The following is a 17,328-nucleotide window of genomic DNA, read 5'->3' as shown; positions in this document are numbered from 1 at the left end:
CCGCTTCTCAGAACAGTTTAAATAAGATTGAAACCTGAAACACAGTCCTATACAGTCCTAGTCATTTTCTCTCGATGAGAATAGTAAGGACTGACTCGAAGAAAAAGAAAGGAATTGAAAAGAACTTACTTGTGGGTTCTTGCAATTAGAATTATGTTAGTATCTTATAAATGGTTGAAAGAATTGGTGGACATCGATGTGCCATCACAAGAGTTGGCTGAGAAAATGTCAACTACAGGGATCGAGGTCGAAGGTGTCGAATCACCGGCTGCTGGTCTCTCAAAAATTGTCGTCGGTGAGGTTTTGTCTTGCGAAGATGTGCCAGAAACTCACTTGCATGTCTGTCAGGTTAACGTTGGCGAAGAAGAAGCCCGTCAGATCGTTTGTGGTGCCCCAAATGTGCGTGCTGGTATCAAGGTCATGGTGGCACTTCCGGGAGCTCGTATTGCTGATAATTACAAGATTAAAAAAGGGAAAATTCGTGGCTTGGAGTCACTTGGAATGATCTGTTCCCTTGGTGAATTGGGAATTTCTGACTCAGTTGTACCAAAGGAATTCGCAGATGGTATCCAAATCTTGCCTCAAGATGCCGTTCCAGGTGAGGAAGTCTTCTCATACCTAGACCTGGATGATGAAATCATCGAACTTTCTATCACACCAAACCGTGCAGATGCTCTATCTATGCGTGGGGTAGCTCACGAAGTGGCAGCCATCTATGACAAGGCAGTCAACTTTAAAGAATTCAGTTTAACAGAAACAAATGAAGCTGCAGCAGATGCCCTTTCTGTAGGCATTGAGACAGACAAGGCGCCTTACTATGCAGCCCGTATCTTGGACAATGTGACCATCGCACCAAGTCCACAATGGTTGCAAAACCTTCTTATGAACGAAGGGATTCGTCCGATCAATAACGTAGTTGACGTAACCAACTACATCCTGCTTTACTTTGGTCAACCGATGCATGCCTTTGACTTGGATACCTTTGAAGGAAGCGAGATTCGTGTGCGTGAAGCGCGTGCTGGTGAAAAATTGGTGACCTTGGATGGTGAAGAACGTGACTTGGAAACAAATGACTTAATCATCACTGTCGCTGACAAACCAGTAGCCCTTGCAGGTGTCATGGGCGGTCAAGCAACAGAAATCTCTGAGAAATCTAGTCGTGTTGTCCTTGAAGCGGCTGTTTTCAATGGCAAATCGATTCGCAAGACTAGCGGACGCCTCAACCTTCGTTCTGAGTCATCTTCTCGTTTTGAAAAAGGGATTAATGTAGCAACAGTCAATGAAGCCTTGGATGCTGCAGCTAGCATGATTGCTGATCTTGCAGGTGCGACGGTGCGTAAGGGTATCGTTTCAGCAGGTGAGCTTGATACTTCTGATGTAGAAGTTTCTTCAACCCTTGCAGACGTCAACCGTGTCCTTGGAACTGATCTTACTTATGCCGATGTCGAGGATGTCTTCCGCCATCTTGGATTTGGTCTTTCTGGAAATGCTGAAGCCTTTACAGTCAGCGTCCCACGTCGTCGTTGGGATATCACCATCGAAGCTGACCTCTTTGAAGAAATCGCTCGTATCTATGGTTACGATCGTTTGCCAACTAGTCTTCCAAAAGACGATGGTACAGCTGGTGAATTGACTGCGACACAAAAACTTCGCCGTCAAGTTCGTACGATTGCTGAAGGGGCAGGTTTGACAGAAATCATTACCTACGCTCTAACAACTCCTGAAAAAGCAGTTGAGTTCACAGCTCAACCAAGTAACCTTACAGAACTCATGTGGCCAATGACTGTGGACCGTTCAGTTCTCCGTCAAAATATGATTTCAGGTATCCTTGATACGGTGGCTTATAATGTGGCTCGTAAGAATAAAAACTTGGCCCTTTACGAGATTGGAAAAGTCTTTGAACAAATAGGTAATCCAAAAGAAGAACTTCCAAATGAAATCAACAGCTTTGCCTTTGCCTTGACAGGCTTGGTGGCTGAAAAAGATTTCCAAACAGCAGCAGTTCCAGTTGATTTCTTCTATGCTAAGGGAATCCTAGAAGCATTATTTACTCGCTTGGGGCTAGAAGTGACCTATACAGCAACAGCTGAGATTGCTAGTCTTCACCCAGGTCGTACAGCTGTGATTTCACTTGGTGACCAAGTTCTTGGTTTCCTTGGGCAAGTGCATCCAGTCACTGCTAAGGCTTATGATATTCCAGAAACGTATGTAGCGGAGCTCAATCTTTCAGCCATCGAAGCTGCCCTTCAACCAGCTGCTCCATTTGTGGAAATCACCAAATTCCCAGCAGTCAGTCGTGACGTGGCCCTACTCCTCAAGGCAGAAGTGACTCACCAAGAAGTTGTAGATGCTATCCAAGCTGCAGGCGTGAAACGTTTGACAGATATCAAACTCTTTGACGTCTTCTCAGGTGAAAAACTGGGACTTGGAATGAAGTCAATGGCCTATAGCTTGACCTTCCAAAATCCAGAAGATAGCTTAACAGACGAAGAAGTCGCACGCTACATGGAAAAAATCCAAGCATCACTCGAAGAAAAAGTGAATGCAGAAGTACGTTAACTCATCAATCCATCCTTCGGGGTGGATTTTTGCTTTTCAAAATGACAATTCAGGATCAAAAATGGACAATTGAGGAGTAAGAGCACCTGTATGCACTTTAATGGGCTATAATTGTTCTATCACTTGGGTACTCAAAATCCTTAGAGAGTTTAGTTTTTAAGGAAGGATGAACAAGATAAAAATGTACATAAATCCTTGTAAAGGCTATCAAAAAGGAGTATAATAAGTGCAACATATTTCGGAGGTGGAAAATGCTAGAAGTAAGAAATCTAGAGAAAAGTTTCGGTTCCAAGCAAGTCTTGTTTGGTGTCGATTTTCAGGCAAGTCCAGGACGAATTTTGGGACTGGTAGGGAAAAATGGTGCTGGGAAAACAACGATTTTCCACAGTATGTTGAAATTTTTGGACTATCAAGGAGAGATCATTCTGGATGGGCAGGAGATTCGTCAGGAGACCTACGCTCGGATTGGCTATCTGCCTGAGGAACGCAGTCTTATGCCCAAGCTGACAGTCCTTGAGCAAGTTCGCTACTTGGCGACTCTAAAGGGCATGGATGCTAAGGAGGTCAAGGAAAAACTCCCTCAATGGATGAAAAAACTGGAAGTGAAGGGCAAATTGACTGACAAGATCAAGAGCCTCTCCAAAGGAAATCAGCAGAAAATTCAGCTCATTATCACTCTGATCCATGAGCCAGACTTGATTATCTTGGATGAACCTTTTAGTGGTTTGGATCCAGTCAATACTGAGTTGCTCAAGCAGGTCATCTTGAAAGAGAAAGAGCGCGGTGCAATCATTATCTTTTCTGACCATGTCATGACCAACGTCGAGGAACTTTGCGATGATATTTTGATGATTCGTGATGGGCGTGTGGTCTTGCATGGACCAGTTCAGGATGTCCGTAATCAATACGGAAAAACACGTCTCTTTGTCTCAAGTGAACGAAGCAAGGAAGAGCTGGAAAAACTTCCTCATGTCAAACAGGTAAGCTTGACCAAGCAAGGCAGTTGGAAATTGATCCTAGATGACGAGAGCGCTGGAAGGGAACTCTTCCCAATCCTCACTCAAGGTCAATATATCGCGACCTTTGATCAACAAGCTCCAACAATCGATGAAATCTTTAAACTAGAATCAGGGGTGGAAGTATGAGAAATATGTGGGTTGTAATGAAGGAAACCTATCTTCGACATGTCAAGTCGTGGAGTTTCTTCTTTATGGTGATTTCGCCGTTCCTCTTTTTAGCCTTATCTGTAGGAATTGGCTATCTCCAAGGGTCTTCTATGGCCAAGAATAGCAAGATAGCAGTAGTAACAACTGTGCCATCTGTGGAAGAAGGGCTCAAGGGTACCAATGGTATCAACTTTGATTATAAGGATGAAGCCAGTGCTCAAGCTGCTATCAAGGATGAGAAAATCAAGGGATACCTAACCATTGACCAAGAGGACAGCGTTCTCAAGGCCGTTTATCACGGTGAAACTTCTCTTGAAAGTGGCATCAAACTAGCAGTAACCAATAAGCTAAATGAACTGCAATACCAACTCAATCGTTCGGCAGCCAATTTGTCTCAAGAACAGGAAAAACGCCTGAGTCAAACCGTTGATTTTACTGAAAAAATTGATGAATCTAAGGAAAACAAAAAAATTGTTCAAACCATTGCGGCCGCAGGGCTCGGTTTCTTCCTTTATATGATTTTGATTACCTATGCTAGCGTCACTGCTCAAGAAGTGGCTAGCGAGAAAGGAACCAAAATCATGGAGGTGGTCTTCTCTAGTATCCGAGCTAGTCATTATTTCTACGCTCGCATGCTAGCTTTGCTTCTTGTGATTTTGACCCATATTGGGATTTACGTCGTGGGTGGACTGGCTGCCATTCTGCTCTTTAAAGATATCCCTATCTTGGCACAATCTGGTATTTTAAACCACTTGGGAGAGGCCTTCTCGCTCAATACCTTATTGTTTGTCTTGGTTAGCCTCTTTATGTACGTTGTTTTGGCAGCCTTCCTAGGATCCATGGTTTCTCGCCCTGAGGATTCGGGAAAGGCCTTGTCGCCATTGATGATCTTGATTATAGCAGGATTTGTCGGTGTGACCTCTCTAGGTGCTGCTGGGGACAATTTAGTTTTGAAAATTGGTTCCTACATTCCTTTCATTTCGACTTTCTTTATGCCATTTAGAGCTATAAATGGGTATGCAAGTGGTCTAGAAGCTTGGATTTCGCTTGCCATAACGGTTGTTTTTGCAGTCATTGCAACAGCCTTTATCGGACGTATGTATGCTAGCCTAGTCCTTCAAACAGATGATTTGGGAATCTGGAAAACCTTTAAACGTGCCTTAGCTTACAAATAGGAGAGCCTCGCGAAAGCGAGGTTTTTCTAGATGTTAAACAGCGAAATCAGTAAAAATATTTTTCATATCTATTGACTTTTAGTAGTAAAATTTGGTATGATAGTAGACGGTATTGTTTACCCCATTTGTAAGGCCCCGGAACCTTTCAAATACCCCGCGGACCGGAACATCCGCCCCGTAAACAAAAACGATATTCATATAGGAGAAATCATGAACAAAACTACATTCATGGCTAAACCAGGCCAAGTAGAACGCAAATGGTACGTTGTTGACGCAACTGATGTACCTCTTGGACGCCTTTCAGCAGTTGTTGCTAGCGTACTTCGCGGAAAAAACAAACCAACATTCACACCACACACTGATACAGGTGACTTCGTAATCGTTATCAATGCTGAAAAAGTTAAATTGACTGGTAAAAAAGCAACTGATAAGATCTACTACACTCACTCAAACCACCCAGGTGGATTGAAACAAATCTCTGCTGGTGAACTTCGTTCTAAAAATGCAGTACGTTTGATCGAAAAATCAGTTAAAGGTATGCTTCCACACAATACTCTTGGTCGCGCTCAAGGTATGAAATTGAAAGTATTCGTTGGAGCTGAGCACACTCACGCTGCACAACAACCAGAAGTTCTTGATATTTCAGGACTTATCTAAGGAAAGGAACAATAAAGTATGTCACAAGCACAATATGCAGGTACTGGACGTCGTAAAAACGCTGTTGCACGCGTTCGCCTTGTTCCAGGAACTGGTAAAATCACTGTTAACAAAAAAGATGTTGAAGAGTACATCCCACACGCTGACCTTCGTCTTGTTATCAACCAACCATTCGCAGTTACTTCAACTGTAGGTTCATACGACGTTTTCGTTAACGTTGTAGGTGGTGGATACGCTGGTCAATCAGGAGCTATCCGTCACGGTATCGCTCGTGCCCTTCTTCAAGTAGACCCAGACTTCCGCGATTCATTGAAACGCGCAGGACTTCTTACACGTGACTCACGTAAAGTTGAACGTAAGAAACCAGGTCTTAAGAAAGCTCGTAAAGCATCACAATTCTCAAAACGTTAATCAATACGATTATATCAACGTTTCGAAACACTTCATGGTTCACACCATGGGGTGTTTTTTTTGATGATTTTTAGCAAAATTCACACCAAATTCACACCATTATTTATTTAAGGAACGATAAGCGCTCTCTCCAACAGTCATTGGGATTACATTTCTATTTATGAAATCTATCATTACGAAAGATTTCATGGAATCGGATAAATATGTGGTGAAATATGAGAAAGAAATCGCACATTCTGACTATCTAGGCCATAAAACATCTAGGGATTCTTCTCAATTAAAAACGATTTTTAAACTCGATTTTCCTATAGAAAATATAAGAATTGGAGTTTTGCAGGTTCAAGAAGTCATCTATAAAAAGGGAGTTTCGTAAGAAATCAGAGTCAGCTCAAACAGCCATTAAAAAAGGAGCCCATTCTTATTTGGAGAGGGCTCCTCTTTTCTGTTAAAAAGTAGATATCAAATAGGTAATGAGACGATATACATGTATATGGTTATCAAAATACTTTAATAAGAGCATAATTTTCAAAGGATAGTGTATTTACAAGGGAGATAAGGGTCTGATATAATGGTAATGTGGGAGAGATTACATGAAAATTTTAAGGTTTAGTTTGTCATTAATTGCAATGACTACAGTTTTATTTCTAGGTCTAAAGATCTTGGATGGATTCGAACAGAACGCTGTGGAGCAGCGTTCCCAAAATGCAGTAGAGACGAGGTTTCATCAGAATCCAGATGTCTTTGCTTGGTTAACAGTCGAAGGGACTCGAATTGACTATCCAGTCGCTCAACATTCAAGGGATGATACCTATTACCTATCTCACAATATAGATGGTGAAGAGACTTATTATGGAGCCATATTCACAGAGCTGGTCAACAAAAAAACATTTGAAGATCCTGTCACTATTATCTATGGACATGCTATGCTAGATGATTCTATGTTCGGATCTTTAGATTATTTTGCGAAGCCAGCTTTTTTTAACGAGCATGAGAGCATCAAAATTGATACGTTGACTCAGCATTTTGAATATGAGGTGCTGGCAGCCCATTCTTATACCGATGATCATCTTTTTCATACGTTCGAATTAGGAAGTCGAGAAGGCCTCAGATATTATTTAGATACATTACAGACAAGAACATCAGACTATGGGGGATTCTATCGCCAGATAGCCACTGACCCTAAAAAAGATCGGTTTTTAATCTTATCAACCTGTGATGTTGCTGGAAATGATCAACGATTTGTGGTTACTGCTCGTTTAAAAAGTGTCAAAGAAAGGACAAGTACATGATAAAAATATTAAGATTCTCAAGGTTTTGGAGACTAGCTACTGGCCTACTGTTTTTAGGAGTGGGGCAACGCCTTCTATTTACAGGTGTGATTTCCCCTGCGGTAGTCGAGGAAGGTTTATCGCTCATTCTGACCTTACTCAGTCTGCTATTTTTAATGATAGGAACAGTTCTTATTTTTCCAATAACGATTTGGTTTTATAAGCAGTACCGATCAGATCAACGCTTAAATTACACCATTCTGATTTACTTGTTTAGTGCGATTTTATGTGGCATCCTCATCGGAGGCTTGGGTCAAGTTTTATACGATAATACGAGCTTGGAGTATGATCATGTCAAGATTACTATCTGGGCTTTTACTACAATTATACAAACTTTTCTTAAAGTAATCTTATCCTATAGCCTAGTTAGTATTTACAAAGCTTTACCAATTAAAAATAGGGTAGATCAAATGCGCCTACCTGTTCTGGTATCCATGCTTCTTGTTGCCTTTTGTTTAGCTATCGCTGTATGGTTCCCAATACTAGGTTCCTTCGTTTTATCCATCGGTGATGCTCTTATTTTAATTTTTACACTTTATTATTTTATTTATCTTACAAAGGAGAATGATGATGAAAAGACTTCGTAAGACCATACAGTGGTTATTATTGCTGAGTTTATTTATTTCTAATACCCCGCTTATTTATGCGGAAGAAATAAGCCATGCAATTAAGCAAGGTCAGGCGGAGGTCGCGTATAAAAAAGCTGTTACAGAGGCGAGTGACCAGACTGTAGGTTCTGAAAATGCGAATACGGAACATTCGACGAGTGCTGACGCCTCAAAACCAGCAAAGGATGGTGGAGATGCCCTACAACAACCAAAGGTGGTCAACGAAGAGAGTAAGGCAGAGGCAGAACTAAAGAAACAATATGGAGAACCAGTAGCGGTTAGTGGGCAAGAACAACTGTTTCGGGTGGATGAGACTCACTTTGTGACGCATATTGGGAGTGATATTAAAACCTATACTGATCAAGAAGGGGTAGAAGTTCCTGTTGACTTATCTCTCTATTCTTATCATGCCAATGGGAAACACTATTATCTACCTAAAGAATCTCCAGTAGGCGTAGTTCTTCCGAGCGAAGTCAAAGAAGAAACCCCTATTGATATTACACATAAGGATGACAAAATTTCCCTGTATCCGCTTGATAAAACGTATGATCAGGCAACTGTAGAAAAGAATGCCATCCTATACAATAATGTTGATGGCAAAACAGATGTACAATATACGGTACAGCCTAATGGGGTAAAAGAAGAGATTATCCTAGCAGAGTGGGGCGGAAAGAACTCCTTTACTTACGGTTTAGATGCATCTAAGTATGATGTTTCTTTGAAAGACAATCAAATCCTTGTTCGTGAAAAGGGCAAAACGAAGCTCCTCTTTGTACTAACTGCCCCAATGATGGTGGACAGTGCCGGTGCTACTAGTAATGTCATAACCCTTGGATTGAAAAAAGGGGATGGGCGACATGAAGTTACCGTAACAGCTAGTAAAGAGTGGTTGTCTGCTTCAGACCGTAAGTATCCTGTTCGGATCGACCCGACTGTAACGGTTCCAAGAGAAAAAATCCTTGATGTTGTGACTTCATCCGTACATGGTCAGTACCAAGGTTATGCCTATGGATATGTTGGGTATATGACAGCTGAGATGATGGGGATGGCTGGTATTCCAGGTGTTCGTGATATCGGTCGCGCAAGGATGTACTTTAAGATTAACTACGATTTTCAAAAGAGTATTCCTAAAGAAGCGCGTATCGATAGTGCGAGTTTAAATATCTATGAATACACTGCTCCAGATTCTCAATCAACCCAGTTTGCGGCTTATCGCTTGAAGCAAGATTTTGATATCAATACCCTTACATGGGATACTTCTGTGGGTCTTGATATGGAAATCGCAGGAAAAAATGCGACCAGTGGTAAGAAGATTGGGATGCACAACTTTGATATCCGCGAGACTGTAAATGCATGGGTTCAAGGTTTGGAGCCAAACTATGGTTTAGTTGTAGCCGCAACCGACGAAGGCTCAGACGGTGGTGCCTTCTATACAACTGAAGCTACTGCAGATAATGCAGGACAGATTGGGTTTACCCCAGACAAGGCTCCGAGTTTGACGATTAATTGGTCTGTTCCAGATCCGGTTGATGTCAATTATCCAATTGGGAACACTACCATCAATCTTCGGACCATGGTGAAGACAGATAAGAAAGGAAAACTGCAATTTCAGGGAGTCTTTGCGGATGGTCTGACAACACCGGGTGCTCAGGTTGATTATAATCTTAGTGACACTGCTAAAGACTACAAGGGTCAAAGTTCTGCAAGTTTTTCTTACAAATACCCTGATAGTAGTTCCTTTGATGCAGCCTTTGAAAAAGGAACAACTAAATATAAAGACAAGCTCTCAAACTGGCAGACTCAGGTGCCTTTCACAGAACCTGAACTAAACAAGGTTTATACGATTGACGCAGAGAGTAAAAAGGATGGTCAAACCAGCGGTAAAAAATCAAGTGATACTTTTTTGATTTACAAAGTTACCCAGTTTGATACCCTTCCAAAGATTGCGGCTTACTATGGAGTACCACTGAATCAACTTGCTTACGATAATCGTATCCAGGATATGATGGTTGTACAAAATAATACCCTTTTTATTCGCAATCCAAGAAAGAATACTGATAAACCTTATAATCCACCAGCCCTGACATCTAATACCAAGGCAGAAATAGACAGACTTTTAATGGGACGCGGTCTTCACTGTGAGTTTGGATTTGAGCCAATCAATCTAAACACGGGGAATTTCTACCTAGATCGAACAGATGTTTCTATCACAGATGTTGACGGAAAGTTTGAAATTACTCGCGCCTATAACTCTAAAGTAGCAGGGATCAATAGTCTCTTTGGTCGTGGTTGGTCATTTGCCTTTAATGAGCAGTTATCGAGCGATGAAGATCAAAATCTTTACTATACTCGTACAGACGGGTCTATTCTTAAGTTTACGAAAGATGGTGATAACTATCGTGCTCCAAGCGGTTATGACCTCACTCTCGAAGTAAAAACAGTTGAAACGAAGAAAGGCGACTTTGGCGGAGACGAAAAAGAAGACTATGATGTTAAGGAATACCGAGTTGTTGATCACAATCATCAAGAGAAAATCTTTAACTATCACGGCCTCTTAACGAGTCAGACGGATGAAAAAGGTAACAAAACAAGCTTTGATTATAATGAAAATTACCAGCTGACCAAGATTACATCTCCTACAGGCTTGATTTATAGTATCACCTATAACTCAGAGGGCTATATTGGTGCGATTCAAATCCCAAATGGCTCGACTTTGACCTATGAATATGACACGAATGGTCATTTGATCACCTATACGGATGCGACAGGAGTTCCTACTCGTTATGAATATGACGATAAGGGACGTATGACAGCTTGGTACGATGGAAATGGCACCAAGGTTATCCAAAACGAGTACGATGAGGAAAATCGTGTCACCAAGCAAACAGATGGTGCAGGCGCTGTTTCAACTCTCTCTTATAGTGAAGGTCAGACAATCACTACCGATGGAAATGGCAATCAAACCGTATATACTTACGATGAGCAATATCGTACAACGGGCATTCGCTATGCTGATGGAACTAGTATCTCAAAAACGTATGATGACAACAACCGTCTGTCAAGTGTGACGAATGAAGCAGGTCAAACGACTCGCTACACTTATGACAGCAATGGTAATACCTTGACAGAAACGCGTTTTGACGGTGCAGTAAAAACTTCTAGCTATGATGAGAAGAACCATCTTCTGTCTCTCACTGACTTTAGTGGTGCATCAACAGCTCATAGCTATGATGCCAATGGCAATCTAATCCAGACGACATTACCAGATGGCTCTAAGATTACTTATACTGTCGATCAGCAAGGGCGCATCTTATCTACGACAGATGCGGCTGGTCATACAACCTCCTTTGCCTATCAAGGTGCGAATTTGGTAAGTCTTACCAATCCTTTGGGAGGCGTATCAACCTTTACCTACAATGCACACAATCAAGTCACCAGCATTACGAATCCTCTCGGTGGGGCAAAGACCTTTACCTATGATGCTGAAGGTCGCAAGCTGAGTGAAAAAGATGCTGATGGTGTTGGGACGAGCCATACTTTTGACAAGGCAGGTCAAGTGACAGCTGTGACAGAAGGTAATGGTAACACGACTACCTTCACCTATGATGGTTTCGGTCGTAAAATCGGTGCTTCGAATGGAGAAGGAGGGAACTATAGCTACACTTATGATGGTGTTGGGAATCAGCTTTCCGTTACCGATGGAGAAGGACACACTACTAGCTATACATATGATAGCAAGGGTCGTTTCCTAACAGAAAGCAATGCTTCAGGTCAAACGACTACCGTTACTCGTGATGCACTGGGTCGAATTGTCACTCGAACCAATGAAGCAGGTAATAGCAGTAGCTTGACTTATGATGATAGAAATAATGCCGTTAAAACCATCACAGATGCTCTGGGGCAAGTTACTCAAAACACTTATGATGCTGCAGGCAAACTAACCGCGGTCTCTTACCCAATTGGTACAAAAGCTGAGACTACTTATGATATCATGGGCCGAGTGCTCTCTTACACCGATGAAGCAGGTCAGACAGTGACCTACACTTATGACAGTGTTGGAAATAAACTTAGTGAAACCAAAGGGAAAAAGACTACCAGCTATACCTATGATGCAGCGGGGAATGTTACTGGTATTACCTACCCAGATGGTAGCAGTGTTTCATATGTGTTGGATGCGATGGGGAATATCCTGTCCATGACAGATGCCCTTGGAAAAGAAACGACTTATGAATACAGCAAGGCAGGGCGCCTGATCGCAACAACCAATGCCTTGGGTCACCGCACCAGCATGACCTATGATGCCAATGGCAATCAAAATAGCCTAACAGATGCTGCAGGCTATACTGCTAGCACGACCTATACAGGTCAAAATCAAGTTTCCAGTATTACAGATGGTTTAGGCAATAAAACTACGATGGCCTATAACCAGATGGAACAGTTGACAGAGTTGACAGATGCCTTGGGCGGCAAGACTCAGTACACCTATAATGAACTGGGCTATCCGATTCAGGTCACCGATGCCAATGGCAATGTCACTAAGATGACCTATACCTCAACGGCTCAACTGGAAGAAGTGACTCTTCCAGACGGAACCACCGTAAAGCAAGAATACGATGCCCTTGATCGTCTCATCAAGCAGACGCATTCTAGTGGTTTGGTAACAGAGTACAGCTACGATGCCGCCAACCGTGTAGTGAACAAAAAAGATAATCAGGATCTCAATGAGACCTACACCTATGATAAGGCAGGAAATCGTCTCACTTTAACAAACAGCTTGGGTGAGGTTACCCAATACAGCTATAATAGTGACAACCAACTGACTAAGGTGGTCTACGCAGATAAGACCAGCGAAATCTTCACCTATGATGTCATGGGCAATGTCGCAAGTTCAACTGACCAAGAAGGAAAGACCAAGACCTATCACTATGATCAAAATGGCAATCTGCTCAAGACTGTCGATCATCTGAAACGTGAAACCAAGTATAGCTACGATGCTCTCAACAGAGTGGTGACAGAGTCGGATGCCGATGGCAATACCTCTACTTATGAATATGATGTCCTTGGCAACCTATCTAAATGACCGATGCCAATGGCCATTCAAGTAGCTATGGTTATGATGCCAATAAGAAATTGGTACTCTATACGGATCCAAATGGTCATGCGACAGCCTTTAAGTACGACCCATTAGGACGAATCATTGAAACAGTAGCTCCGACAGGAAGCAAGCAAAGTTTCAGCTATGATGCTTTGGGAAATCGCTTGAGTGAAACCAGTGGTGAAGGTCATACAACGACCTACAGCTATGACAGTATGAACCGTGTCAGCAGTAAGAAACGCCCAACAGGTGGAGTGACTCAGTACGCCTATGATGCTACAGGTAGCTTGGCAAAAGAAACCGATGCCAACGGTCATAGTACCAACTATGTCAATGACCTTTATGGTCGTGTAACCAAACGCACTCTGCCAAATGAGGCAGCTTACACCTATGCCTATGACGCCTTGGGCCGTCTCACCAAGCAAACAGGTCCACAGGGGCTATCAAAAACCTATAGCTATGATGTATCTGGAAACTTGGTGCAAGAGACAGACCAATCCGACCGAAGCAATCACTATAGCTATGACAAGGTTGGCCGTCTCCTAACGGCTAAGAACGCCCTTGACCTTGAAACCAAGTATAGCTACGATGAAGCGGGGAATCTAACCAAACTGACCAAGCCATCCGGTGCTACAACCACCTTTGACTATACGACCCTTGATCAACTAAAAACAATCAAAACGCCAACTGGTCGAACGGTGGAATCAAGCTATGACCCCGTCGGTCAGGTGACCAAACGAACTATCAATGGTAAGCGCGAAACGACCTATACCTATGACCCGAATGGCAATCTCCTTGAGGAGACGAATCCTCTCGGTCAAGTAACTAAGAGAACCTATGATAGCCTCAATCGCCTCACCTCAGAAAGTGATGCGGCAGGCCAGTGGACTAAGTATCGCTATGACCACGATAACCATCTCACGAAGATCACAGATGAGGCTGGTGGCGTCGCAAGCATGACCTATGATGCCAATGGCAACCTCACCAGTGTCACATCCGGAAGCAAGCGTGTCAAGACCTACACCTATGACCTAAAGGATCAGTTGCTTACAGCGACGCAAGGAAGTGGAGAGAAGGCTTCTACCTCTAGCTATACCTACGACAGTGTGGGCAATGTCACTTCGGTCACGAATGGAAATGGCAAGGTCACAAGCTACAGCTATGACCAACTTTCCAATCTAGTGGAGCGCTTGACCAGTCTCGGAGATAAGGAAACCTATACCTACAATGTCAATAACCAGCTCGAAAAAGTAACCAAGTCCGATGGGAAAACCATCAGCTACGACTACAACAAGCTGGATCAATTGCTCAAGGTGGAGTACTCTGAAAAGCAAGATGGTCAAGTCCTCTATACCTATGATGCGGATGGCCGTCGGGTGTCTATGAGTGACCTGACAGGAACCAGTCAGTACGCGACCAACGAAGAAGGCGAAATCACGGGTGTTCGTCAGGGAGATGGGAGCTTGATCCAGTACGAGTATGATGCCTATGGTAATATCTCGAAGATGATTTACCCAGATGGTAGTACAGTCTCTTACACTTACGATGAACTGGACCGCCTGACCTCTGTGACAGATGTCAAGGGACAAAAGACCAGCTATAGCTACAACCAAGCAGGAGATCTGACGGAGGTTGTTCGGGGAGATGGAACCAAGAGCTTCTTGGCCTATGATAAGGCTCACCGCCTCACCGAACTTCGTCACATGGACAAGCAGGACAAACTCATCTCCAGCTACGGTTATGAGTATGATGATGGAGGCTATATCTCCAAAGAAACCATCCAGCAAGATGGCGAAACCCTAGTCCATACCTACACTTACGATACTCTGGGTCAAGTGGAAAACATGACCGTATCGGATGGAGCTGGTAAGGAACTCTCTAAACTCTCCTATACCTACGATCTAGCCGGCAATAAACTGACCAGCACCGAGACAGTCGATGGCAAGGAGAGCCAGACACGCTTTACCTACGATGACCATAACCGCTTGACCAAACTGGAAGGGCCAGATGGTACCATCACCTATACCTACGACAAGAATAGCAATCGCATCGCTTCTGAGAAGAACTCAGAAAAGCTAGACTATATCTATGACACAGAGAACCGCTTGCTTGCGATCAAGGACAAGAAAGGCCTGCTCATGGCTGCGCTTTATGATGGGGATGATAACCGTGTCTTCACTGCCAGTCGCAAGGAAGGCAAGAACACCTACCAGCTCTTCCAACGCAAGCCAAAGGATATCAAGTCCGGTCGTAAGTCACCATACACAGCCCCAAGTGGGGAGCAACACTCCCTCTTCTGGTATGGCTTTAGTCAGAATGTCCTCCAAGCCCTGTCTGCTTTACCACAGACAATAGGAAGCATCTGGCACAGCATCTTTGACGATGTGTCGACAGCCTACCACCAGAAGGTGGCTAAGGATCGAGCGACCAAGGAGGGGATCGTGGTCAACCCACCAGAACTCGGGAACTTACCGGGTCAGGGAGAAGTGACCTATACCAGTCAGGTTCAGGATGTCCTCATCCCTTACACCACACGAGAGGAGACCTACAACTACTACGAGGAACGCAACTATGTCAACGATGTCAATCGTGAACATACAGAAGTCCTTGAAACCTATGACCATGATGGCAAGGCACGAGAGACCTATAGTTATGGCAAAGGTCGAGCTAGCTACCTCAACAACCAAACAGGTGACAGCTACAACTACTTGACCAACCAATCAGGCTCTGTGACAGGCTTGACCAAGGATGGACAAGCCGTCGCCTCAACTAGCTATCATCTCTATGGGGCAAGAAAGACAAGCACAGATACAACAGGCAATCCATTTGCCTATAACGGTGAATCCCGCGACGATACTGGACTTGACTATTTACGAGCAAGGTATTATGATAGTCAGGGAGGTACTTTCTTAAGCGAGGATAGTTACCCAGGTGAGGCGACGGATCCTCTCAGCCAGAACCGCTATAGCTATGTGCAGAACAACCCCGTCAACTATACAGACCCGAGTGGGCATAGAATGGTCTGGGCGGTTGATGGTAGTGAACCAAGTCGCCCTCGTCGTATCAATACGCGCCAACAACGTTTCTACCAACGGAGTATTGTTGAACAAGATTCTTTAGGCCGTGCAGTGTCATTACGTGAATACACGGATCATCGCATTAAAACCGATCGAAACTTCCGAGCACCAGAAAGTTATTATCAAGCTTTTGGTCCTAATGTGGCAACCTACCAAGGTGGAAGTTACGGAGGACAAAGTTCTTACGCTTATACCCAACAACAAGCAGCACGTGCAAGAGCCCAAGCTGAACAACGTCGTCGTCAACAGATTCGCTATGAATATGGCTTGGCGACAGGACTACAGTCCTTGCCGATAATTCGAGAAGGTCTAAATTTACTTCGTAACTGGAATACGTCTTTACTGAACACATTGAAGCATGTATGTAATCCAAAAACGACTAAGGCTCAAGATGATGCCAGCAAGAAAAAGCTGACGGCTAGTGAATTGCAGCGGCTCATCAAAAAAGCCAACTCTGGCGATATGTCTGCGATTGCAACCTTGTCGAGAAGCTATGATGGTACATCAGGCATAGGAACAGATACACGTACAAAAGAAGAGATAGAGGCAGGGAATAGACGCTTTTGGCAAAATACAGTAGATGGCTTAAAAAAAATACCGTATATAATCGGAGAGTTTTTCTCTGTCAACGATACATACCGTCTAACTACAGGGAAGGATCCTGAAACAGGTGAGAATGCCAGTCGCTTAGAAGCAGCAGGATGGTTAGCAGCTGATTTAGCCTCTTTTGGAATTAGTAAAGTTGCCAAGGGCGGGAAATTAGCTGGTAAAGGCTTAAAAGCACTAGATAAGGTCAATGATGCTTCGAAAGCTACGAAGGCAGTGGATAAAGCGTCAGGAAATCTTTTGCCTATGACCTTAGATAATCTCCAAATGTTTGCGGAGAAGCCTAAAGTCAATTTAGTAACCTCTAAAGATAATCATTTTAATAATTGGCTAAATAAAGGTTCGTCTAATAATAGTGTTTATTATGGAATCTATGGTAAAGAGAGGGATGCTGTTTATACAGGAATAACAAAACAAGATTTAGAATCAAGATTGTCTCAACATAATCGTCAAGGTAAGAATTTTGTAAAACTCAATGAACAATATAGTGATTTGACAAGAAACCAGGCTAGGGCTGTGGAGCAGTATCTCATTGAAAACGGCCATGCGAATCAATTGAATAAAATTAATAGTATTAGCCCTAAAAATAAAATGTATGATGAGGCGATGAAATGGGCAGAAAAATATCTTAATGGAGGAAATTAAT

10 protein-coding genes are annotated in these 17,328 nt (G+C 43.1%); all 10 read left to right on the top strand.

The features are described 5' to 3' along the window. The first annotated feature begins 153 nt into the window (after nt 1-153). The 10 genes from pheT to I6G42_RS09985 all read left to right on the top strand — a co-directional run bounded on the left by pheT (nt 154) and on the right by I6G42_RS09985 (nt 17,327). The gene (gene pheT, locus I6G42_RS00450) at nt 154-2,559 is read left to right on the top strand and encodes a phenylalanine--tRNA ligase subunit beta (RefSeq protein ID WP_038804558.1); all 2,406 of its coding nucleotides are present in this window, start codon (nt 154-156) and stop codon (nt 2,557-2,559) included. Between the two features lie 251 nt (nt 2,560-2,810). Further along, entirely contained in the window at nt 2,811-3,704 is an 894-nt protein-coding gene (locus I6G42_RS00445) for an ABC transporter ATP-binding protein (protein WP_038804557.1), read from the top strand. Further along, nucleotides 3,701-4,900, top strand: coding sequence for an ABC transporter permease (locus I6G42_RS00440; RefSeq protein ID WP_038804556.1), 1,200 nt, complete (start codon nt 3,701-3,703; stop codon nt 4,898-4,900). The genes I6G42_RS00445 and I6G42_RS00440 overlap by 4 nt, the downstream gene beginning before the upstream one ends. Before the next feature lie 210 nt (nt 4,901-5,110). Further along, nucleotides 5,111-5,557 carry a 50S ribosomal protein L13 gene (rplM, locus tag I6G42_RS00435; protein WP_001044624.1) on the top strand — a complete coding sequence of 149 codons (447 nt, stop codon included), beginning with the start codon at nt 5,111-5,113 and terminating at the stop codon, nt 5,555-5,557. An 18-nt stretch (nt 5,558-5,575) separates the two neighbouring features. Next, nucleotides 5,576-5,968: a 30S ribosomal protein S9 gene (gene rpsI / locus I6G42_RS00430; RefSeq protein WP_000075973.1), complete on the top strand. Its 393-nt coding sequence runs from the start codon at nt 5,576-5,578 to the stop codon at nt 5,966-5,968. A gap of 187 nt (nt 5,969-6,155) precedes the next feature. Further along, nucleotides 6,156-6,341, top strand: coding sequence for a hypothetical protein (locus I6G42_RS00425; protein ID WP_000443230.1), 186 nt, complete (start codon nt 6,156-6,158; stop codon nt 6,339-6,341). 217 nt (nt 6,342-6,558) lie between these two features. Next, a complete protein-coding gene (locus I6G42_RS00420) occupies nt 6,559-7,257 on the top strand; it encodes a class B sortase (RefSeq protein WP_000698673.1) in 699 nt (232 codons plus the stop codon). Beyond that, complete coding sequence (locus tag I6G42_RS00415; RefSeq protein WP_000590655.1) at nt 7,254-7,883, top strand: hypothetical protein; 630 nt, start codon at nt 7,254-7,256, stop codon at nt 7,881-7,883. Before I6G42_RS00420 ends, I6G42_RS00415 begins: the two co-directional genes overlap by 4 nt. After that, nucleotides 7,861-12,984: a DNRLRE domain-containing protein gene (locus tag I6G42_RS09990; protein WP_232234403.1), complete on the top strand. Its 5,124-nt coding sequence runs from the start codon at nt 7,861-7,863 to the stop codon at nt 12,982-12,984. The genes I6G42_RS00415 and I6G42_RS09990 overlap by 23 nt, the downstream gene beginning before the upstream one ends. Further along, nucleotides 12,981-17,327 (top strand): RHS repeat-associated core domain-containing protein, encoded by a 4,347-nt coding sequence (locus tag I6G42_RS09985; RefSeq protein ID WP_232234402.1) that lies wholly within the window; start codon nt 12,981-12,983, stop codon nt 17,325-17,327. The genes I6G42_RS09990 and I6G42_RS09985 overlap by 4 nt, the downstream gene beginning before the upstream one ends. Nucleotide 17,328 lies beyond the last annotated feature (1 nt).

The sequence above is a fragment of the Streptococcus oralis genome (genome assembly GCF_016028255.1).
GTDB lineage: Bacteria > Bacillota > Bacilli > Lactobacillales > Streptococcaceae > Streptococcus > Streptococcus oralis_AC.
This window is presented reverse-complemented; position numbering and strand designations above follow the sequence as displayed.